Source organism: Stenotrophomonas maltophilia group sp. vghtpe118, assembly GCF_052605195.1.
Window position 1 is genome coordinate 3242306 of sequence record NZ_CP199672.1, and the last position, 21878, is coordinate 3264183.

Sequence of the window (21878 nt, forward strand, 5' to 3'; positions counted from 1 at the left end):
CACTACCACCCTGAACCGCACAACGGAGTATTGCCATGAGACTGATTCCCTTCCTCGGCTTCAGCGGCCAGGCCCACGAGGCAATGGCGTTCTATGCCAAGGCACTCGGTGGCCAGGTCACCTCGGAAATGAAGTACCGCGACATGCCGCCCTCCGATGGCTCGCCGGGCTGCAACGAAATGCCGCCGGAAACCCTCGACCACGTCGCGCACAGCCAGCTCGAGATCGGCAACGCAATCCTGATGGCAGCCGACGGCCCCGGCGGCGGCGAGGGCGGCTCGACCACCATCAATGTCGATGTCGACAGCATCGAAGAAGCCGAACGCGTGTTCGCCGCGCTGGCCGAAGGTGGCCAGGTGCAGATGCCGATCGGCGAAACGTTCTGGGCACATCGCTGGGGCATGCTGATCGACCGTTACGGCAAGCCGTGGATGGTCAACTGCATGAAGCAGTCCTGATCCCGCCTCTGTCATCCACAAGGAGCTTCAACGATGAGTGCACCACAACCGCAGATGATCTTCGTCAACCTGCCCGTGCAGGACCTGGAGAAGTCCAAGGCGTTCTTCACCGCGCTGGGCTACAGCTTCAATCCGACCTACACCAACGACGACGCGGCCGGCATGGTCATCAGCGAAAGCATCTACGTGATGCTGCTGACCCAGCCCTTCTTCCAGCAGTTCACCAACAAGCCGATTGCCGACGCGCACACCCACACCGAAGTGATCAACGCACTCTCGGCACCCAGTCGCAAGGCCGTTGACGAGTTGGTGGACAAGGCCCTGGCCGCCGGCGCCAGCGAACCGCAGCCGGCGCGCGACTACGGCTTCATGTACCAGCGTGGCTTCCAGGACCTGGACGGCCATCTCTGGGAGATCGCACACATGGACGGCGAGCCGGGCTGACGGCCGCCGCAGGAGAACCCGCATGGCTTACGTGGACGCTTACGTGCTGCCGTGCCCGCAGGACAAGGTGGCGGCCTACCGCCGCCTTGCCCGCAAGGCCGGCGCGGTGTGGAAGGACCATGGCGCGCTGCAGTACATGGAATGCGTGGCCGACGATGTGGAGCCGGGCAAGAGCACCTCGTTCCCGCGCGCGGTCAAGGCGAAACCGGGCGAGACGGTGATCGTCGCCTTCGTGGTGTTCCGCTCGCGCGCGGCACGCGACCGCATCAACGCAAAGGTGATGGCCGACCCGCGACTGGCGTCGCTGGGCCCGAAGGACATGCCGTTCGATACGAAGCGCATGTTCTGGGGCGGCTTCAAGCCGATTGTTGAAGCGTGAGCTGCGGCGCTTGTGCGGGCCGGGCCTGCGTGCTGTGATCGGCGCATGCTCGAGCCCGCACTGACGCAGCGTCTGGAAACCCTCTGGCGGATGGAGTCGCCAGTGCTGATCGCGCGCCTGGCGCGGCTGCTCGGTGGCGATGTCGGCCGTGCCGAGGAACTGGCCCAGGACACCTGGCTGGCCGCGCTGGAGCGTTGGCCGGAGCAGGGCATCCCGGACAACCCCGGAGCCTGGCTGATGACCACCGCGCGCAACCGTGCCATCGATGTGCTGCGCCAGCACCAGCGCGTGGCGCAGCAGCACGCGCAATGGGGCGAGGAACTGCATCCGGCGGCGCTGCCGGCACCCGATGACAGCCAGGCGCTGGAGGACGACCTGGGCGATGACCTGCTGCGGCTGATGTTCGTGGCCTGCCATCCCGTGCTGCCGGCCGATGCGCGCGTGGCGCTCACCCTGCGCCTGCTCGGTGGCCTGACCACCGTGGAGATCGCGCGCGCGTTCCTGCAGCCGGAACCGACCATCGCCCAGCGCATCGTGCGCGCCAAGCGCACCCTGGCGCAGAAGCAGGTGCCCTATGAAGTGCCGCGCGCGGAGGCGATGCCGGAGCGCCTGGCCTCGGTGCTGGAGGCGATCTACCTGGTGTTCAACGAAGGCTATGCGGCCAGCGCCGGCGACGACTGGATGCGCCCGGCGCTGTGCGAGGAAGCGCTGCGGCTGGCCCGCATCCTGGCCCATCGGTTGCCGGTGCCGCCGGTACTGGGCCTGCTGGCCCTGATGGAGCTGCAGGCCTCGCGCGCAGCGGCGCGGGTGGACGCGCAGGGCGTGCCGGTGCTGCTGGACCAGCAGAACCGCGCACGCTGGGATTGGCTGCAGATCGAACGTGGGCAGCAGGTGCTGGCGCGTGCGCTGGCCGCGGGTGGTGGCGACGATCCCTACGTGCTGCAGGCGCGCATTGCGGCCTGCCATGCAGCGGCGCGCCGCCCCGAGGATACCGATTGGCCGCGCATTGCTGCGCTCTATGCACAGCTTCTGCAGGTGCAGCCTTCGCCAGTGGTGGCATTGAACCGGGTGGTGGCGATCCTGCGCAGCGACGGTCCCTTTGCCGCCTGGGCGCAGCTGCAGCCCTTGCTGGTCGACGCGCGCCTGCGTGACTACGCGCCGCTGCAGGTGGTGCGTGGCGAGCTGTTGCAGGCACTGGGGCGCGAGCAGGATGCGCGTGACGCTTTTGGCGAGGCGGCTCGGCTCAGCCAGAACCAGGCCGAGCGTGGACTGTTGCGGCAGCGGGCGGGCCTGCCCCCCACGGACTGAGCCGACAAGGACAGCACTTGTCGCCGCGCGCCTTAGCGGCTATGTTTCGCGCCCAGCGGACGCATCAGCGCCCGCATTCCGTGCGTATTGACCGAGGAGCGGTTGGATGTATTCAAGGACGAAGAGCGCATCGCGCGCTTTTGCGCGCCTGCTTGCCTGTGCCCTGTGCCTGGCCGTATGGCCGATGGCCGTGCAGGCCGCGGACAAATCGCAGCAGGCCTATTGGGCCGGTTTTGCCTATACCGCTGACGCCGCCGCCGTGCAGGCGACCACCCCACATGCGCATGCGGTGCTGGAACGGCGTGGCCTGATCCCGCTGAACCAGACGCTGGCGCAGTCGCTCAAGCGCCGCGCACCGGCCCACCTGGAGCTGATCGACCAGCCGGTGGCGATGCTCGACGGCACCACCAGCGCCACCGTGCTGGCCGCCGCGCTGGACCGCGAACTGGTCTCGGTCGAGCCGATCGGCGACCAGTACAAGGTGCTGGTGGAAGTGGCGCTGCAGGCGTTGTTCTTCGACTTCCGCGAGCGCCAGGTGATCGCGTCCTATCCGCTGACCCTGCAGCGCATCGACGTGCAGGATTACCGACCGGACAACGACGATATCGACGCGATCGTCGCCGATCTGCTGTATGGCGGCGCCGATACCAGCCTGTCGCAGGTGCTGGCGGCCAGCCTCGCCCAGGCCAGGTTGCCCGACGCGGCGGTGCGCCGTCTGCAGGTCGGTGGTGTAACCCTGTCCGACGCGGTCCGCGCCAAGCTGCCCGACCCGAAGTGGGAAGCGCCGCTGCGCGCCACCCTCGCCCATGAACTGTCCAAGACGCTGTCGTCCAACACCGGCGTCGGGCTGCTGCCGCCGGCCTCGGGCCAGGCGATCGGTGGCGCGATGGCTGCCCGCTTTGCCGACGGCAAGGTCTACCAGCTGAAGATTCCCGAGCCCGACTACGTCATCAACCTGCAGGTCGATGCACTGAAGAGCGGTGTGATCGAGGAAACCCCGGCGATGAAGACGATGCTGTTCGGCGCCTTCTTCACCGCCAAGGTGACCGAGCCGTTCTCGGGGAAGGTCTATTTCGAACAGCCACTGCGCAAGGGCGCCACCAAGGTGGTGCCGGCCACGCAGTGGCAGGTCGACCAGTGGTCGGCCAGCTACGAAACCCTGCTGGCCGGGCTCGACGCCTTCGCCGGCGCCGCCGCCAAGCGTGCCGATTCGCGCGCCTGGCTGGACGAACAGAAGCCGGGCGGCCGCCCGTTGCAACAGCAGACCCAAGCCCTCCAGGAGTTGATCAAGTCATGTCGTTGATGCGTACCATCCTGCTCATCCTCATCGCGCTGGTGGTGGCCTCGCCGGTCGCTGCGCAGACCGCGAGTTCGCGCGGCACCGGCTCGGCCAGCTACGGCCTGCGCCTGAGTGCCGATACCCGTGCCCAGGCCCTGAACAAGGCCAAGGTCAATGCCCTGGAGGCGTACATCGCCGAAACCGGTGCGGCCAAGCTGCGCCTGTTCGAAGCGCGCCGCGCCGAGTTCATCGGTGAGATCGACCGCTACGTGCTCAGCGCTGTGCCGCTGTCGGACACCGAAGACAAGAAAGCCAAGACCTACACCGTCACCGTCCGTGCCGAGATCAACACCACCCTGCTGCAGACCAAGCTGGATGCGGGTTCGGCCGTGGCCGGTGCCACCGCCGCGCAGCGCTCGCTGCTGACCTTCCTGTTCATGGCGCGCTCGCAGGACACCGTGCAGTCGTTCCAGGACAAGGAATACCGCCGCGTCGACGCCAGCAGCAGCTACAGCGAGAACACCCGTGAGGGTGACAGCTTCCGCGGCAACTCGGTCAGCACCAACGGCAGCATCAACCAGAATGGTTCGGTGTCGGTCACCAGCGGCGGCAGCACCACCGCGCGCGCCGACAACATCACCTGGAAGGTGGCCAACGCCGCCGAGGTCAACACCGCGATGACCGGGGCCTTCAGCGCCGCGGGCTACGAAGTGGTTGAAGCCGAATACGTGGAAGGCGAATCGCGTGGCCTGCTCAGCATCGAGCGCATCCGCAAGGACTTCAGCACCGGCAACGACCTGGCCCCGGCCACCCTGCGTGACACCGCCAACGGCATCCGTGCGGCCAACATTCCGTACATCGCCGTCGGCACCCTCGACATCGGCATGCGCGACCGTGATCCGGCCAGTGGCAACACCCGCGTGTTCGTCACCGTCACCGGCAAGGTGCTGGATGTGACCGGTCGTTTCCCGCGCACCGTGTCGTCGGTCGGCCCGGTGCAGTTCTCCGGCACCGGCCCGAATGAAACCGTGGCCCGTACCAATGCCCTGCAGCTGGCTGCCGAAAAGGCCGCCCAGCAGATGATCAACGAACTGAACGTCAAGGCGGTCCGCTGATCCGCCGCCCCCGTGGGTGCCGAGCGCGCTCGGCATCCACCGGGGCTCACCGATTCCCCACGTGCCGCACCGCGGCCGTCTCTCCCAAAGGACTCTCACATGATCCGCAATACTGCTCTTGTCGTGGCCATCGCGGCCGCCACCCTGTCGATGCCGGCCCACGCGGGCCTGGGCAAGCTGAAGGACCTGGCCGGCGCCGCCACCGGTACCTCCAGCAGCAGCGCCTCCAGCGCCGCCGCACCGGATGAAGCCGCGCAGGAAGCACTGGTGCGTCGTTTCGTCAGCTCGCAGTCGCACTCGCTGCAGGCCCAGACCTCGTTCGCCCGCGCCTTCGGCCTGGCCGAGCAGGTGCAGCTGCTGGAAGCCGAGCGCCAGGCGCTGTCGTCGGGTTCGGTCAGCGTCGATGCGATGAAGAAGTCGGTGTCGGTCAGCGAAGCCGCCCAGGCCGCGATCGACGAGCGCCAGGCCGCGCAGCCGGAGCTGAACGCTGAATCCAAGCAGCACTATGCCGAAGGCCTGGTCTCGCTGCTGGCGTCGGCTGCCGAAGCGCAGAAGCTGGGCGGCGAAGCCAGCAACTTCACCGCCGGCATGAAGAACCTGGGCGCCACCCAGATGGCCACCGTCGGCCGCAAGCTGGCTGCCGGTGCATGGGTGGCCAAGGAATCGCCGGGCTTCATCCAGGGCCTGTACGGCTCGACCAAGTCGGCCGTGACCTTCGCCAAGAAGAGCAAGGTGAAGGTGCCGTCGAACGCCGATTCGATGCTCGACTCGATCTGATCCGAGGATCAACCCCATGCGTACGACCCCCCGTTTGATCGGCCTGGGCCTGGCTGCCGTGCTGCTTGCAGCCTGCGGCAAGCAGGACACCCCGGCCGCCGATGCGCCCACACCCGCCAAGGACAAGGCAACCAGTGCACTGGCCAGCAATGCGCCAGTGGAAGCCGCGCCCCTGCGTGGCACGCCGGATTTCGGCGGCACCACCCAGGTCGCGCGCGAGGCCGACGGCATCGGCAGCACCCCGGAACTGGCGGTGCTGGCGGCGCTGCAGTCGGCGGTGGCGCAGGTCAACGGCGTACGCGTGGCCAGCCAGATGCAGAGCCTGCGCGCAGGCCTGCATGTGGACGTGGATGATGAACACGTCGGCGATATCCGCGCCGACGCGTTCACCCAGCAGATGATCGCCGGCTCGCAGGGCGCGGTGCTGGGCTATGAAATCCTGTCGCAGGACGAAGTGCGGCAGCTGGACGAGGAAACCATCGCCCGCGTGCGCGCCAGCGATGAAGGCTGGAGCTTCAAGGGCTCGGCCTCTGCCAGCGCCTCTGGCGAAGCCACGGCCAAGGGCGGCGGTGCCTCGGCCAGCGTCAGGGAAAGCTACGACGAGAAGGTCAGCGTCGATGCCAAGCGTGGCGCAAGCTCGTTCGATTCCGACGTGACCCACCGCAGCATGCGCAGCTACTGGAAGGTACGCGTGCGTGCCCAGATCGCCCAGTACCGCGCACCGGACGAGCAGGGCAAGCCGAAGATCGTGGTCGCGCTGCCGCGTACGAAGGCCGGCAGCTATGCCGTGGGCGATGGCCGCGTGAGCGCCGATGAAGTGGCCGACGCGATCCGCGCACGCCTGTCCGACACGTTGACCCATACCCAGCGCTTCATCGTGCTGGATCGCGAGTTCGGCGACGAACTGCAGGCCGAGATCGACCACATCAACAGCGGCAACGTGCGTTTGCAGGACACTGCCCGCGTCGGCCAGCAGCTGGCGACCGACCTGATCCTGATCCCGACCATCGAACGCTTCGAGTACCCGCGCAGCGTGCGCAACCTGCGCATGTCCGACCGCCAGGTGACCTCGTATTCCGGTGGCGGCCGCATCACCCTGCGCCTGATCAACGCCACCACCGGCCAGGTGGTGATGTCCGACAGCTTCGACCACCAGTTGGCCTCGACCGGCCCGAGCACCCTGCCGCGTGTGGTCAACGGCCGCAACATGGCTGCGGCGATGATGGAATCGCTGTCCGGCCAGATCGGCACCAGCATCGTCACCACGCTGTTCCCGGTATCGGTGGTGTCGGTGGACGGTGACCAGGTGGTGCTGAGCCAGGGCGGTGACACCGTGCAGGCCGGCCAGCGCTGGCAGGCCGTGCGCCTGGGCGAGGAACTGAAGGACCCGCAGACCGGCCGTTCGCTGGGCCGCAGCGAACACCCGTGCTGCACCATCCGCATCGACCGCGTGGCTGCGCAGACCTCGTACGGCACCATCGAAGATGGCGTTGACGCGATGCGCGGCGGCTTCCGTCCGGGCCAGATCGAACTGCGCCAGAAGCTGGGCAGCAAGCCGGCTGCCGCCGCTGCTGGCGCAACGGCCTCGGCAGCACCGGCTACCGCCGCGCGCCCGGTGGCCAAGCCGAAGCCCAAACCTGCTGCCGCCCCGGCCGAAGACCCGAACTGGTAACACGCCCAAGCGACACACAGATGGGGTCAGAGCCCTTTCCTGCCGGGAAAGGGATCTGACCCCTTCGTGTTTCCGTTCGTGTCGACCAAGGTCGAGACCCCACCAACAGCAGCCGGACCCACCCCGCCTACCCTCAGGAAACCAGCTTTTGCTGTTGCTTCGGCTGTTGCCGTTGTTTCGGCAGGCGCAGGGCGCAGCCCTGCCGAATCCCATTACACTCCAGAAGGATTTCCCTGCTGGAGAGAGCAATGAAACGAGTGGTACTGGGCGTGCTGGCCCTGTCGGTGTCGAGCGCACTGATGGCGGCCACCCCGAAATTCGATGGCGCGCGGATCTCCGCCGACGTCAAGGAACTGGCCTCCGACGCCTACGAAGGCCGCTCGCCGGCCACCGCCGGCGAAGAGAAGACCATCGCCTATCTCAGCAAGCAGTTCGCCGATGCCGGGCTGCAGCCGGGCGGCGACCTGAAGGACGGCAAGCGCCTGTGGACCCAGGCCGTGCCGCTGCGCAAGGGCGACATCGTCGGCACACCGCAGCTGGCGCTGCACCAGGGCGGCAAGACCGTTGCGCTGGAGCAGGGCAAGCAGATTGCCGTGCGCGCCGCCATGAACGGCGCCAGCAACGTCGACATCAGCAAGGCCCCGCTGGTGTTCCTCGGCTATGGCGTGAAAGCGCCGGAGCGCAACTGGGACGACTTCAAGGGCGTGGACCTGAAGGGCAAGATCGCCGTCGTACTGATCAACGATCCGGACTTCGAGACCGGCCAGGGTGATTTCGACGGCAAGGGCATGACCTACTACGGCCGCTGGACCTACAAGTACGAGGAAGGCGCGCGCCAGGGTGCACTGGGCGTGCTGATCGTGCACGAGACCGCACCGGCCTCCTATGGCTGGGCCACCGTGGCCGGTTCCAACACCAACACCATGTTCGACGTGGTGCGCGACAACCCGGCCGAAAGCCACCCGCTGCTGGAAGGCTGGATCCAGCGCGACCTGGCGGTGGAGCTGTTCCGCTCCGCCGGGCAGGACTTCGAGGCGCTGAAGAAGAAGGCGCAGCAGCGCGACTTCACCCCGGTGCCGCTGACCGGCGCCAGCCTGGACGCGAAGTACGCGGTGAAGACCGAAGTGATCACCTCGCACAACGTGGCCGCACGCCTGGAAGGCAGCCGCCACCCGGACGAGACGATCATCTACAGCGCGCACTGGGACCACATCGGCGTGGGCGAGCCGGACGCGCGTGGCGACCGCATCTTCAACGGCGCACTGGACAACGCCAGCGGTACCGCCTCGCTGATCGAGCTTGCCCGTGGCTTCGCCAAGGAAAAGCGCCCGGAGCGCTCGCTGCTGTTCCTGGCGGTCACCGCCGAGGAAAAGGGCCTGCTGGGGTCGGAGTACTACGCCACCCATCCGCTGTACCCGCTGGAAAAGACCGTGGCGGTGATCAACATGGACGGCATGGCGCCGTTCGGCCCGTCGCGTGACTTCGGCATCTACGGCGCCGCGCGTTTCGAGCTGCTGGACCAGCTGAAGGACGTGGCCAAGGGCTGGGATATCCGCTACACGCCGGACCCGAAGCCGGAAGCGGGCCTGTTCTTCCGCTCCGATCACTTCCCGTTCGCCAAGCGTGGCGTGCCGGCGCTGTCCTGGTCGGCCGGCCAGGACTGGGTGGACGGTGGCGTCGCCGCAGGCAAGAAAGCCTCCGAGGACTACACCGCCAAGCGTTACCACCAGCAGGGCGACGAATGGCAGCCGGACTGGGTGTTCGCCGGTGCCGCCCGCGACCTGGAAGTGCTGTACACGCTGGGCAACCAGCTGGCCAACTCCCGTGCCTGGCCGAACTGGAGCAAGGACGAGTCGTTCCGCGCCGTGCGTGACGCCAGCGCCGGCCAGCGCAAGTAAGAAGCACCGGTAGTGCCGGCCGCTGGCCGGCACTGCTGCCAGGTTTGCGGACATAACGGGATGCCGGCCAGCGGCCGGCACTACCAGAACGGCTTCCATCCGCACTTTCCGGCCCTTCGTCGCAGGCCGCTTGCTTGCCCGGCCGGCCGCCCTATGCTCGGCTCACCCCCTTCCTCCAAGGCGCCGCCGTGTTCGCCAGCCTCTCACTCCTGTTCCGTCACCTGCTGGCCTGGGCTGCGGCGCTGTTCGTCGCTGGCATGGTCTGGAGCGGCATCTTCAGTGGCATGAACGATGGCCCGGGCTGGATTTTCGGCCTGCTGGCGATGTTCCTGATCATTTCCGCGCTGGGCAGTGCCATCACCCACATCCGCCGGGTCTGGCTGGTGGCCGGTCGCCTGGACGCCACCACCCTGTCCGGTCGCCAGCGCCGCCAGATCGAACTGCCGATGGACGCCGGCCACGCCTTCTCGGTGGTGGAGGCGGCAATCTCCGAACTACCCCGCGTGGAAGACGTGGAAAGCTCGGCCGGCAGCCTGCAGGTGCGCGCCTATGTGCGCCGGGTCGATCTCTGGAATGGCCGCCAGCCGTCGCGCTGGAACCTGCCTGCGCGGCTGGCGATCAAGCGCAACAGCGTGCTGGCAACGGTCACGCCGGGGCAGGGCACCAGCACCGTTACCCTGCTGTTCGAACCCGATGCCGGCTGGTGGGCCGACCTGCTGGCGCTGGACGAGGGCAGCAACTTCGAGAACGCTGAAGCAGTCACCCGTGCGATCAGTCGCCGCGTCGCCGACCAGCGCCGCGACGAACAGGCTGCGGCCGAACAGACCCAGGTGGAAAAGGAACTGTCGGTGGCGCGGCTGAACCTGCTGCATGCGCAGGTGGAACCGCACTTCCTCTACAACACGCTGGCCAACGCGCAGGTATTGACCCGCACCGACCCGGCACGGGCCGAGCAGATGCTCGGCCACCTGATCCAGTACCTGCGCAGCTCGTTGCCACAGGTGGACGAATCGGTGTCCACGCTGGGCGTGGAGCTGGAACGCACCCGCGCCTACCTGGAGATCCTGCGCATCCGCATGGGCGCACGGCTGGCGGTGGAAGTGCAGGTGCCCAGCGAACTGCATGGCGTGCACCTGCCGGCGATGGCGCTGCAGACGCTGGTGGAAAACGCGATCAAGCATGGCCTTGAACCCAAGCCCGGCGGAGGCACGATCTGGATCCTGGCGCGCGGCTTCGACGACCACGTGACGGTGACCGTGGCCGACGATGGGCTCGGCTTCGGCCAGGGCACCAGTGGTACCGGCATCGGCCTGAAGAACCTGCGCGAGCGCCTGCGCCTGACCTGTGGTGAGCAGGCCGGCGTGGCGATCGTCGCCAACTTCCCCAGCGGCGTGGCAGCGACCATGACCCTGCCGCAGTCGCACAAGGAGCGCAGCCATGCCGCTTGAGGCACTGATCGCTGAAGACGAAGAACTGCTGCGGCAGTCGCTGGTGGAGCAACTTCGCCGGCTGTGGCCGGACCTGAAGCTGGTGGCCGAGTGCGAAGACGGCGCCAGCGCGCTGGAGCAGCTGGCCGAGAAGCAGCCGGACATCGCCTTTCTCGATATCCGCATGCCTGGCATCAGCGGCATCGAGGTGGCACGCTCGCTGTCCGAGCTGAGCCCGCGCACCCAGGTAGTGTTCGTCACCGCCTACGACCAGTACGCCATCGATGCGTTCGAACAGGGCGCGATGGATTACCTGTTGAAGCCGGTCAGCGACGAGCGCCTGCTGGCCACCCGCGAACGCATCCTGTCGCGGCTGCCATCGACGCGCCAGGACGATGCCGTGCTCGAGCGCCTGCTGCAGCGGCTGGGCCCATCGCAGGGCGCGGCCGAGCGCCCGCCACTGGCCTGGATCACCGCCAGCAATGGGCGCGAGACGCAGCTGATCATGCTGGAAGACGTGGCGTACTTCCGCGCGGACAACAAGTACACGACCGTGGTCACCGCCAGCGGCGAAAGCCTGCTGCGCACGCCATTGCGCGAGCTGCTGGAAGTGCTCGATGCGCAGCACTTCCGCCAGATCCATCGTTCGACCATCGTCAACATGAAGGCAGTGGCGGCGGTCAGCCGCGACGATACCGGGCGCGGCGTGCTGCGCCTGCGCGGGCGGACGGAGACGCTGGTGGTCAGCCAGCCGTTCATGAGCCTGTTCCGCGGCATGTAGCCGCAGCCGCATCCCCCTGCACCGAGGAATGAACATGTCCCGTCTGCTGATTGCGTGCGTTGCCGTGCTGGCACTGGCCGGCTGCGAAAAATCCCGCAACACCTCGATCACCCGCACCCATGCCAACGGCGTGGACACGCTGTACAGCAAGAGTACGGTGGTCGATGGCGAGGCGCGCTTTCAGTGCATTGCCAGCAGCAGTGGCCACTGCCATTACCTGGTGCTGGACCCAGCGTGCAGCACCGATGCCGCGTGCACCACACCGCCGCTGCGCCGGTTTGCCGTTGCAGCAGGCAAGACCGAGGCCATGCCTGGGCTACCCGACGGCTTCCGCCAGTGCGTCAGCCAGGACCCGATAGAACACTGCCACCGTGAGTGATCACGGTGGCAGTGTGGGTCCCCCCGCTTCCCTGAAGGCTCAGTAGGCAGGTTGCAGTGTCAGGTCGTGATGGTGCTCGGTCTCGCCCACATGGTTGAGGCGGCCGACCAGTTCGGAGTGCTGCTTCATCCGGCCGATCTCGGTCATGATGCGGATGTCCTCGTGGCGCAGTTCGCGCCTGGCGGTGACCGCCTGCTTATAGTCCAGCACTTCCGGGTAGTGCTCGGCCAGGTCCAGCGCCTCGGCCACGTGCTCCACGCTGTCGGCCTTGGAACTGATGCGGGCGCGGCTGTTGAACGCCTTCATCCAGCGCTCGAAGCCGGCCTGCTGATCGAACATGTTGGCCATGAACCAGATCACGAACAGGATCGAGACCCACGAGCCGAACACGATCACCACGCGGGTGAAGGTGATATGGAAGTCGTCGCGCCACAGGTAGTTGGCGATCAGGCCCAGGATCAGCAGCGAGGCCGCCTGCCAGCCGACGATCGAGGCGATCAGCCACTGGCACTTGGCCTGGGCCAGCACAGCCACTTCATCGCGGATCTGCTGCTCGCTGAGGTTGCGCCAGTGCGCCACCTGTTTGTCGAACGGGCTGCTGTAGAGCTCGTTGTCGCGAAGCAGAATTCCCAAACCCTTGAACAAGGCAATCATGGCTGGCTCCTTGTGGAACGTGCGTCGATCAGCATTGGACGGTGTGGCGGATCCAGTTCTAGCACTTCCAGCGAGCCGTGCAATGGGGGCAATGCCAAGCGGCGCAAGGGTTTGACCGGCGGGAGTGAAAATTGATGCAATGCAGCAGCGCAGTCACGGCCTGCGACAGGATGTCGCAGGGTGAAACGTGCTGCGGCCGCACATGAAACCGTCGCTGAGCGGGGAGGCTCGCCGCCGGAGGCGTGATCGCCGAGAATCGGAGCCAACCGCGCAAGACGCGACTGTTCTTCCGCCTCTCCTGGACCTGTGATGCCGGCTTTGCTGCAGCGACTCTCCCGCCCCGTCACGGCGCCGATCCGACGCTGGGTACTGGACGCCTTCCCGCGCGGCCAGAGTGGTATCGACTACGACCATCCGCAGGGCGACCCGGGCTGGTTCGGCCCGGACAGCGTCACCTGGCGGCTGCACGCCGAATTTCCCTCGATGCTCGCCGGTGGCCTGTGCGCGCTGATGCTGCAGACCCTGCACCCACGCGCGCTGGCCGGGGTCTATGACCACTCCAATTTCCGCCAGGACCTGGTGGGTCGGCTGCGCCGCACCACCGCCGTCGTTGCCGGCACCAGCTATGCGCCCAGCGGCGAGGTGGAGGCGCTGGTGGCCAGGGTGCGCCGCATCCATGCGCAGATCCGCGGCCAGACCGCGCAGGGCGAGCCCTACGCCGCCGACGATCCGCAGTTGCTGACCTGGGTGCACGTGACCGAAGCCTTCGGTTTCCTGCAGGGGTTCCGACGCTACGGGCGCGAGGTGCCGGCGCACATCGCCGATCGCTATTACGACGAGTACCGTTGCGTGGCCGAGGCACTGGGCGCGGTGGATGTGCCGCGCAGCGAAGCGGAAGTGGCGGCGTACTTCTGTGCACGTCAGCCGGAGCTGCGTGTGGATGAGCGCTCGCGCGAGGTGCTGGAGGTGCTGTCCGGGGTGCGCCTGCCGGTACCGGTGCCGGGGCTGTCGCGCGAGGTGTTCCTCGGTGCGGGTGCGGCGCTGCTGCCGGACTGGGCCGAAGGCATGCTTGCACGCAGTGGCCGTCAGCGCGCCCAGGCTGCGGCGTCTGCGAAGCTGATGCAGGGCATGGCGCCGCTGTTCCGCCGTGCGCTGCCCGACGGCCTCGCCAGCCGCGCCTGTGCACGCATGGGCGCGCCGGTGGAGATCCTGCGCGAGTGGCCCGCGGTTGCCTGGTAGGTGCCAACCTTGGTTGGCACGCTTTTCGCGGTGCCGCGGAAGCGCCAACCAAGGTTGGCAGCTACCCGCAAGTGAAACGGGCGCCTTGCGGCGCCCGTTCCGGTTACATCACCACACCTTGACCCGCTTGTCCGGGGCCAGGTACAGCTTCTGGCCTTCCTTCACCTCGAACGCCGGGTACCAGGCGTCGATGTTGCGCACGGTCAGTGCGCGGAACTGGCCCGGTGCATGCACATCGGTCAGCAGCGAGTTGCGCAGCGCCTGCTCGCGGCTCTTGCTGCGCCACGCCTGGGTGAAGCCGAGGAAGAAGCGCTGGTCCGGGGTAAAGCCTTCCAGGGTCTGGCCCGGCTTGCCCTGCAGCGACAGCTGGTAGGCATCGTAGGCGGTGCCCAGGCCGGCCACGTCGGCAATGTTCTCGCCCAGGGTCAGCTTGCCGTTCACATGCACGCCGGGGAACGGCTCGTAGCTGCTGAACTGCGCGGCCAGCGCATCACCGGCGGCGTTGAACTGCTTCAGGTCCTCGGCGGTCCACCAGTTGTGCAGCTTGCCGGTTTCATCGAACAGCGCGCCGGCGTTGTCGAAGCCATGGCTGATCTCGTGGCCGATCACCGCGCCGATCGCACCGTAGTTCACCGCGTCGTCGGCGGCGCCGTCGAAGAACGGCGGCTGCAGGATCGCGGCCGGGAACACCAGGCGATTCTCCAGCGGTACGTTCATCGCGTTGATGGTCTGCGGCAGCATCGCCCACTCGCTGTGGTCGACCGGCTTGCCCAGCTTGGCGATGTTGCGCTGGTACTCGAACAGCTCGGCGCGCTGCGCATTGCCCAGCGGGTCATCACGGCGGATCTCAAGGCCGGTGTAGTCGCGCCACTTTTCCGGATAGCCCATGCCCACGGTCAGGCCGGCCACCTTCGCCTTGGCGCTCGCCTTGGTCTGCGGGGACATCCACGCCAACGCGTCGATGCGCTTGGCGAAGGCGGCGATGATGTTCTTGGCCATCTCGTCCGCGCGTTCCTTGGTCTTCGCGTCGAAGTGCTTCTCGACATAGCGCTTGCCGATCGCTTCGCCGACGGCATGGTTGGCATCATCCACGGCGCGCTTCCAGCGGTCGCTCTGCTGCGGCGTGCCGCTCAGCGCGGTGCCATGGAAGGCGAAGCGGGCATCGGCGAACTTCTTCGGCAGGTAGGCGGCGGCACGGTCCAGCGCGTGGAAGGCCAGGTAGTCCTTCCACACCTCCAGTGGCTCGGTGGCGACCAGCCTGGACAGGCCGGCCACGGCCTTGGGCTGCCACACGATGAAGTCCTGCTGCTTGCCCAGCGCGGCCGCGTCGAGGAAGGCGTTCCAGTCCATGCCGGGCGCCTTGGCATTGAAGTCGGCCTGGGTCCACGGATTGGCACCCTTGGTCACATCATTGGTTTCTTCCTGGGTGGCATGCGCCTGCGCGATCTTCGTTTCCAGTGCCAGGATGCGCTGCGCCTTGCCGGCCGGGTCGGCCACACCGGCCAGCTGCAGCATCTGCGCGATGTAGGCCTGGTACTGCTTGCGCAGCTCGGCCATGCGGCCGCCGCCCAGGTAGAAATCGCGGTCGGGCATGCCCAGCCCGCCCTGCACCAGGTACGGCGCGGTGCGGTCCGGCTGCAGCAGGTCCACCGACACCCACAGGCCGAACAGGCGGTCGGTGTAGAAGTTGGTGGCATTGAGCAGGTCGACGTCGGCGCGCAGGTCGCCGCCCAGGGCGCGGGCCAGCCCGGCCTTGTCGGCGATCGCATCGATCGCCTTCAGCTGCGGCTCCACGGGTGCAACGCCGCGCTGCTCGATGCCGGCTTCGTCCATGTAGGCAGCGTAGTAGTCGCCGATCAGCTTGTCGTCACCGCTGGCCTTGGTGTTGCCGGCCGCCCCTTCAAGGATGGCGCGGGTATCGGCCAGGGTCTTCTCGGCAATGACGTTGAAGCTGCCGAAGCGCGAGCGGTCGGCCGGAATCTCGGTGTTCTTCACCCAGGTGCCATTGGCGAAGCCGAAGAAGTCGTCGCCGGCGGCGATGCTGCGATCCATGCCGCTGGCATCGAAGCCGAAACTGCCCAGCATCGGCTTGGCCGCAGCGGGGGCGGCATCGGCCGGCGCGGTGGCACCGGCGGCCGGTTCGGCCGGGCGGTCACAGGCGGCCAGGGACAGGCTGGCAACGATGGCCAGCGCCAGGGTGGGACGGCGCAGCTTGGACATGGACTTCTCTTGCAGCGGAAAACCCCAAGTCTAATCCGCTCCGGCGCCACTGGCCGCGTCCTTGCGCCGCCCGTCCTGTGCAGGATCTGGCTGAACGCGCAGACGCGATCTTCACGCCGTCACCGGGGTGGTGCATGCTGGACCCTGGAGCCCTGCGCGGACACGGGGAGGTGGCCATGCGGGGGCGGGTCAGGCGTCAAGAATGGCGTCCACCGGCCGTTGAGGTCGGGGACGTGGAGGATTCGTTCGCGCATGAAGCCAGCCGACTGCACAAGGAACACCCGCCGATGCCCGCGCTGAAACGCGCGTTGGCCCGCCCGCTGCGCGCCATTACCTGGGGCGGAGTGCTGCTGGGCGTGCTGCTGGTAACCGGCCTGACCCTCATGCTGGTCAATGACTACCACCGCCGCCTGGAAGCGGCACAGCGGCAGAGCCGGGCGCTGGCGGTGGGCAGCGAGCGCCTGCTGGCGCTGGAACTGCGCAACCTGGAGCGCGCCATGTCCGGCATCGCCGCCGACGCCGCCGAGCTGTTCCGCAGCGTGCCGGCGCAGGCGCCGGCCTTGATGGATGCCTCCATCGGCGGGGTGCTGGGCCGGCATGCCGAACTGCACAGCATCGCCGTGCTCGACCGCCATGGCCGACCGTTGACGGCCGGCGAGGGCGACCTGCAGCTGCCGCTGTGGACCGACCCGCAGCGTCGTGGCCAGGGCAGCGCCCTGTACATCGGCCCGCCGCAGCGGGCCAGCGATGGCGGTTGGGTGGTGCCGTTGGCGCTGCCGATGGCCGGCGAACGCTGGCTGCTGGCACGGCTGCGCTGTGGCGAACTGCAACGCATCGTCGGCGGCCTCGATGTCGGCCCCAACGGACTGGTCTCGATCAGCGATGCCGAGGGTTACATGCTGGCCCGCGTGCCTGATCCGCACGGCACGGTGGGCCGCCGCTACGGCCTGCCGCGCCGTGACCTGCTCGGCACGCAGGCGGTGGTCGAGCTGGGCAGCGTGCCGGGTGTGGTCGACGGCGTACCGCGCATCATGACCATCAGCACGCTGGAACACAGCCCGCTGGCGGTGCAGGTCGGCCTGGCCGACGAAGACGTACTGGCGCCGTGGTGGCCGTACCTGCAGGCGTCGGTGGCGATCGTACTGGCTTACATCGCGGTGTTGCTGGTGCTGCTGTACGCCGTGCGGCGCAGCACCCGCAGCCAGCAGGCGATGGCCGAGGAGCTGAAAACAGGCCACGCCGAGCTGCGTCTTGCGCATCAGGTCGGTCGTGTCTGTACCTGGTACGTGGATGAGGACGCCGCATTGCTGCGCTGGTCGCCGCTGGCGCGCGAGATCTTTGGCGTACAGACCGATGCGCTGTCGGTGGCCGATTTCTTCGCACGCGTGCATCGCGACGATGCCGCGCGCCTGCAGCATGCCTTTGACCAGGCATTCGCCGGCAGCGCCGTGCTCGACCAGGTGTTCCGCCTGGTATTGCCCGGGGGCGAGGTGCGCTGGGTGGGCGCACGTGGGCAGCGGGTGGAAGTGGCCGACAGCGAGCGGCGCATGATCGGCGCGCTGACCGACCTGAGCGAACGCTATCAGGCGCGCGAGCAGATGAGCGAAGTGGAACGGCGCTTCCGGCTGCTGTTCGACCGCAATCCGGCGCCGTTCTGGGTATTCGACCCGGATACGCTGCGCTTCATCGAGGTCAACGACGCTGCGGTGCGCCAGTACGGCTACAGCCGCGACGAGTTCCTGGCGATGAGCATCCTCGACATCCGCCCGCGCGAAGGCTGGGACGAGGTGCGGGGTGCCATCCAGCGCGCACAGGTGGGCGATCCTCCGGACGCGACCGTGCGCCTGCACCGGCGCAAGGACGGTAGTGTGTTCGAGGTGCGCGCACACCTGTCCAAACTCGATTTCGATGGACAGCCGGCGTGCCTCGTGCTGGCCGAGGATGTCAGCGAAAGGCTGGCCTACGAGCGCGACCTGGCCTATCGGGCACGGCACAACCCGGCCACTGGCCTGCTCAACGTGCGCGCCCTGACCGAACAGCTGGACGAGCAGCAGCAGGGCTACACCATCGCCTTCGTGCAGTTGCGTGGCCTGCAGCTTGTGGCCGATACGCTGGGCCGCGAGATCGGCGATGCGGTCCTGCAGTCGATGGCGACCCGGCTCGGTGGACTGGGGGCGCGTTGCGGCACGCTGGCATTCCAGCCGGCGGAAGACTTCGTGTTCGCGATCGGGGCCGAGCACGATACCCAGCGCGTGCTGGATGACCTGCTGCAGATCGTGTCAGCGCCGATGCGTGGCAAGGATTCGCTGCACCAGTTCGAACCGCGCATCGGTGTGGCCGTACACACTGCCGGTGACGGCCACAGCGCCGAGCAGGTGATCGGCATGGCCGCACAGGCCGCGCACGCGGCGCGTGCCGAGGGCAACGTGGTGGTCTGGTTCGATGCGGCAGTGACCACGCGGCTGGCCGACCGCCTGCGCCTGGCCGGGCGCATCCACGCCGCCATCGACAACGAGTTCCAGCTGTATTTCCAGCCCATCCGGCATGCCAGCGATGGCAGCCCGGCCGCGCTGGAGGCACTGCTGCGCTGGCCGCAGGCCGATGGCAGCTTCATCCCGCCCAACGAGTTCATCCAGCTGTGCGAGGACACCGGGTTGATCCTGGCACTGGGCCGCTGGGTGATCCGCGCCGCGGCGAAGGCACAGCGCCGGTTGGTCGAGGCCGGTTGGGGCGAGCTGCCGATCGCGGTCAACGTGTCGGCAGTGCAGTTCTTCAACAGCGACCTGGTGGCCGAATTCACCCGCGTCCAGCAGGAGTTCGGACTGGCCCGCGGCGCACTGCACGTGGAGCTGACCGAGAGCAGCCTGATGCGCAAGCCGGCGCAGGCGATGCAGACCATGCAACGCCTGCACGAGCAGGGCATCCGCGTGTCGCTGGACGATTTCGGCACCGGCTATTCCAGCATGTCCTACCTGCAGCACCTGCCGCTGGACATCCTGAAGATCGATCGCAGTTTCGTCGCCGACGTGGAAACCAATCCGCGCAACGCCTCGATCTGCCGCGCATTGCTGTCGCTCGGCCACAGCATGGGCCTGACCATCATCGCCGAGGGCGTTGAAACGCCGGGGCAGCTGGACTGGCTGGCCGCGCACGGCTGCGACCAGGTGCAGGGCTACCTGCTGGGGCGGCCGGCGCCGCTGGAGCGGATCATCGACGCGCTGGATGAAGTCCCTGCCTGATCGGGGCTTCGTATTTGCCGGCCAGCGGCCGGCACTACCCGACCGAAACATTACGGATTTTCGTATTTGCCGGCCAGCGGCCAGCACACCCGACTGAAGCATGACGGTAGTGCCGGTCGCTGGCCGGCAGGCGCCCGACCGAAGCATGACGGTAGTGCCGGCCGCTGGCCGGCAGGCATCCGACCGAAGCATGACGGTAGTGCCGGCCGCTGGCCGGCAGGCGCCCGGCCGAAGCATGATGGTAGTGCCGGCCGCTGGCCGGCAGGCATCCGACCGAAGCATGACGGTAGTGCCGGACGCTGGCCGGCAAGCGCGAGACTCGGCTACACCCCGGCCTCCACCAGGTGGTCGATGAAACTGCGCACCTTCGGCGCCAGGTGGCTACGGCTGGCATACACCGCGAAGATGCCGATCGGCGAGGCCTCCCATTCCGGTAGCACGCGCACCAGGCGGCCATCGGCCAGCGCGTCTTCCAGCAGGAAGTCGGGTTGCAGGATCACACCCATGCCGGCGATCGCCGCTTCGCGCAGCACGTCGCCGTTGTTGGCGTGCAGCAGGCTGTTCACCGCCACCTTCACTTCACCGCCGGGTCCCTGCAGCGGCCAGTGGTCGCCAGCGGCCCAGTAGGTGTAGCTCAGGCACGCGTGATCCTGCAGGTCCTGCGGCGTCTGTGGGGTGCCGCGTGCAGCCAGGTAGGACGGCGCCGCGCACAGGCTCACCCGCGATTCGCCCAGCCGGCGCGCGATCAGCGCCGGGCTCGGCTCGCGGGTGATGCGGATGGCCACGTCGTAGCCTTCCTCGACCATGTCCACCAGGCGGTCGGACAGGGCCAGGTCCAGTTCCACCTGCGGGAAGCGCTCGCGGTAGCTGGACAGCAACGGGCCAAGGCGGGCGATGCCCCAGCTGACCGGTGCGTTGATGCGCAGCGTGCCGGAGGGTTCCAGCGCCTGCGCGCCGATGCTGGCCTCCAGCGCGTCGAACTCGGCCAGCAGGCGCACGCACTGGGCGTAATAGGCGGCGCCGGTGCTGGTGGGGCTGACCCGCCGGGTGGTGCGGTGGAGCAGGCGGGTGGACAGGCGCTTTTCCAGTGCCGCGACCTGGCGGGTGACGCCGGCGGTCGACATGTCCAGGGCCTGCGCGGCGGCACTGAAGCCGTTGCGCTCGACCACCGCTACGAACACGCGCATCGCCTCGAGGGTGTCCATTGTTGCGCCTTCTGAAATAAATAAGGTCAAACGATCGTATTTATCGTCTCATGAAGGCGCAATAACCTGTCTCCACTCCCGTCAAGGTGCTTTGCCATGCACACCACGACCGCTCCTGTCTCGCCGCTGGCCCCGTACGGTGCCACCCTGCTGCGCCTGGCCCTGGGCGTGCTGTTCCTGGTCCATGCGCTGATCAAGCTGCTGGTATTCACCCCGGCCGGTACGGCGGCATTTTTCGAATCGCTGGGCCTGCCCGGCGTGCTGGCTTACCTCACCATCGGCGCCGAGCTGGTGATCACCACTGCGCTGCTGCTGGGCATCTACGCGCGCTGGGTGGGCCTGGCCGGCGTCCCGTTGCTGCTGGGCACCATCGTCACCGTGCACGGCGCCAACGGCTTCGGTTTCGCCAATGCCGGCGGCGGCTGGGAATACCCGGCGTTCTGGGCATTGGCGCTGGTGGTGCTGTTCCTGGTCGGCGACGGCAAGTGGACCCTGCGTTCGCGCTGATCGCCGCCTGACCCTGCAACCGGAGGATTCCATGTCCCGCCTGCCTTCGCTGTACATCTCCCATGGTTCGCCGATGACCGCCCTGCATCCGGGCCAGGTCGGCGTGCGCCTGGCCGAGCTGGCGCGCGACCTGCCGACGCCGCGCGCCATCGTGATGGCCTCGGCGCACTGGCTGGGGCGGCAGCCGCAGGTCGGCGCGCATCCGCAGCCGCCGACGATCCATGACTTCGGCGGCTTCCCGCGCGCACTGTTCGAACTGCAGTACCCGGCGCCGGGCGATCCGGCGCTGGCCGAAGAAGTGGCCGGCCGCATCGCCGCTGCCGGCCTGCCGGTGGCGCTCGACCCTGAGCGTGGCCTCGACCATGGCGCGTGGGTGCCGCTGCGGCTGCTGCGCCCGCAAGCCGACATCCCGGTGGTGCCGCTGTCGATCCAGCCGCTGCTCGGCCCCGGGCACCAGTTCGCGCTGGGCCGCGCGCTGGCGCCACTGCGAGAGCGGGGCGTGCTGCTGGTCGGCTCGGGCAGCATCACCCACAACCTGCACGACTGGGGCGACTACCAGGACGGCAAGGAAGCGCCGTACGTGCGGCCCTTCATCGAATGGGTGGAACAGCGCCTGGCCGCCGATGATCGCCAGGCCCTGTTCGATTACCGCCGGCAGGCGCCGTTCGCCGAACGCGCGCACCCGACCGACGAGCACCTGCTGCCGCTGTTCTTCGCGATGGGCGCAGCCGGCGAGGACAGCTTCGGTGCGCGCCGCATCGATGCCGGCATCGATGCCGGCTTCCTCGCCATGGACCTGTACAGCTTCGACGGGGCATGAGCCGGGGCTGACGCGCGACCGCCCCGGCCGTCGCGCTCATGGCCGCATGTGGTAGTTTTTTCCGGGTTTCCGGCGCT

The 21878-nt window shown here is 67.9% G+C and carries 19 protein-coding genes; 16 read left to right on the top strand and 3 right to left on the bottom strand.

Going from position 1 to position 21878, the window contains the following annotated elements; all coding sequences use genetic code 11:
* The first annotated feature begins 35 nt into the window (after nucleotides 1-35).
* From ACUDTM_RS14790 to ACUDTM_RS14845, 12 genes are all read left to right on the top strand, one after another.
* Nucleotides 36-458: a VOC family protein gene (locus tag ACUDTM_RS14790; protein ID WP_065179260.1), complete on the top strand. Its 423-nt coding sequence runs from the start codon at nucleotides 36-38 to the stop codon at nucleotides 456-458.
* Nucleotides 459-491: 33 nt separating this feature from the next.
* The gene (locus ACUDTM_RS14795) at nucleotides 492-902 is read left to right on the top strand and encodes a VOC family protein (RefSeq protein ID WP_005415091.1); all 411 of its coding nucleotides are present in this window, start codon (nucleotides 492-494) and stop codon (nucleotides 900-902) included.
* A gap of 22 nt (nucleotides 903-924) precedes the next feature.
* Nucleotides 925-1281 carry a DUF1428 domain-containing protein gene (locus ACUDTM_RS14800; protein ID WP_032128771.1) on the top strand — a complete coding sequence of 119 codons (357 nt, stop codon included), beginning with the start codon at nucleotides 925-927 and terminating at the stop codon, nucleotides 1279-1281.
* 45 nt (nucleotides 1282-1326) lie between these two features.
* A complete protein-coding gene (locus ACUDTM_RS14805) occupies nucleotides 1327-2589 on the top strand; it encodes an RNA polymerase sigma factor (protein WP_088496424.1) in 1263 nt (420 codons plus the stop codon).
* 106 nt (nucleotides 2590-2695) lie between these two features.
* Nucleotides 2696-3892 carry a hypothetical protein gene (locus ACUDTM_RS14810; protein WP_088496425.1) on the top strand — a complete coding sequence of 399 codons (1197 nt, stop codon included), beginning with the start codon at nucleotides 2696-2698 and terminating at the stop codon, nucleotides 3890-3892.
* A complete protein-coding gene (locus ACUDTM_RS14815) occupies nucleotides 3883-4983 on the top strand; it encodes a hypothetical protein (protein ID WP_061478618.1) in 1101 nt (366 codons plus the stop codon). The genes ACUDTM_RS14810 and ACUDTM_RS14815 overlap by 10 nt, the downstream gene beginning before the upstream one ends.
* A 99-nt stretch (nucleotides 4984-5082) precedes the next feature.
* Nucleotides 5083-5760, top strand: a complete 678-nt coding sequence (locus ACUDTM_RS14820; RefSeq protein WP_151355430.1) for a hypothetical protein — start codon at nucleotides 5083-5085, stop codon at nucleotides 5758-5760.
* A 16-nt stretch (nucleotides 5761-5776) separates the two neighbouring features.
* Nucleotides 5777-7432 (top strand): CsgG/HfaB family protein, encoded by a 1656-nt coding sequence (locus ACUDTM_RS14825; RefSeq protein ID WP_445391385.1) that lies wholly within the window; start codon nucleotides 5777-5779, stop codon nucleotides 7430-7432.
* A 248-nt stretch (nucleotides 7433-7680) separates the two neighbouring features.
* Nucleotides 7681-9330 (top strand): M28 family metallopeptidase, encoded by a 1650-nt coding sequence (locus ACUDTM_RS14830; protein WP_072167722.1) that lies wholly within the window; start codon nucleotides 7681-7683, stop codon nucleotides 9328-9330.
* A 188-nt stretch (nucleotides 9331-9518) separates the two neighbouring features.
* Nucleotides 9519-10778: a sensor histidine kinase gene (locus ACUDTM_RS14835; protein WP_069140068.1), complete on the top strand. Its 1260-nt coding sequence runs from the start codon at nucleotides 9519-9521 to the stop codon at nucleotides 10776-10778.
* The gene (locus tag ACUDTM_RS14840; protein ID WP_134968927.1) at nucleotides 10768-11538 is read left to right on the top strand and encodes a LytR/AlgR family response regulator transcription factor; all 771 of its coding nucleotides are present in this window, start codon (nucleotides 10768-10770) and stop codon (nucleotides 11536-11538) included. Before ACUDTM_RS14835 ends, ACUDTM_RS14840 begins: the two co-directional genes overlap by 11 nt.
* Before the next feature lie 34 nt (nucleotides 11539-11572).
* Nucleotides 11573-11917, top strand: a complete 345-nt coding sequence (locus ACUDTM_RS14845) for a hypothetical protein (protein ID WP_334271500.1) — start codon at nucleotides 11573-11575, stop codon at nucleotides 11915-11917.
* Between the two features lie 39 nt (nucleotides 11918-11956).
* Here ACUDTM_RS14845 and ACUDTM_RS14850 read toward each other — a convergent pair whose 3' ends face one another.
* Nucleotides 11957-12571 carry a hypothetical protein gene (locus ACUDTM_RS14850; RefSeq protein ID WP_049411437.1) on the bottom strand — a complete coding sequence of 205 codons (615 nt, stop codon included), beginning with the start codon at nucleotides 12569-12571 and terminating at the stop codon, nucleotides 11957-11959.
* 309 nt (nucleotides 12572-12880) lie between these two features.
* On the opposite strand from ACUDTM_RS14850, the gene ACUDTM_RS14855 reads away from it, so the two are divergent.
* The gene (locus ACUDTM_RS14855) at nucleotides 12881-13810 is read left to right on the top strand and encodes an oxygenase MpaB family protein (RefSeq protein ID WP_445391386.1); all 930 of its coding nucleotides are present in this window, start codon (nucleotides 12881-12883) and stop codon (nucleotides 13808-13810) included.
* 108 nt (nucleotides 13811-13918) lie between these two features.
* Here ACUDTM_RS14855 and ACUDTM_RS14860 read toward each other — a convergent pair whose 3' ends face one another.
* Complete coding sequence (locus ACUDTM_RS14860; RefSeq protein ID WP_445391387.1) at nucleotides 13919-16030, bottom strand: M13 family metallopeptidase; 2112 nt, start codon at nucleotides 16028-16030, stop codon at nucleotides 13919-13921.
* Between the two features lie 176 nt (nucleotides 16031-16206).
* Here ACUDTM_RS14860 and ACUDTM_RS14865 point away from each other — a divergent pair, with 176 nt between their 5' ends.
* Entirely contained in the window at nucleotides 16207-19269 is a 3063-nt protein-coding gene (locus ACUDTM_RS14865; RefSeq protein ID WP_072167726.1) for a bifunctional diguanylate cyclase/phosphodiesterase, read from the top strand.
* A gap of 323 nt (nucleotides 19270-19592) precedes the next feature.
* On the opposite strand, the gene ACUDTM_RS14870 is transcribed toward ACUDTM_RS14865, so the two are convergent.
* Complete coding sequence (locus ACUDTM_RS14870; RefSeq protein WP_227837991.1) at nucleotides 19593-20474, bottom strand: LysR family transcriptional regulator; 882 nt, start codon at nucleotides 20472-20474, stop codon at nucleotides 19593-19595.
* Between the two features lie 96 nt (nucleotides 20475-20570).
* Between ACUDTM_RS14870 and ACUDTM_RS14875 the strand changes: the two genes are divergently transcribed.
* Nucleotides 20571-20981, top strand: coding sequence for a DoxX family protein (locus ACUDTM_RS14875; RefSeq protein ID WP_061478627.1), 411 nt, complete (start codon nucleotides 20571-20573; stop codon nucleotides 20979-20981).
* Nucleotides 20982-21012: 31 nt separating this feature from the next.
* Entirely contained in the window at nucleotides 21013-21801 is a 789-nt protein-coding gene (locus ACUDTM_RS14880; protein WP_445391388.1) for a dioxygenase family protein, read from the top strand.
* Nucleotides 21802-21878 lie beyond the last annotated feature (77 nt).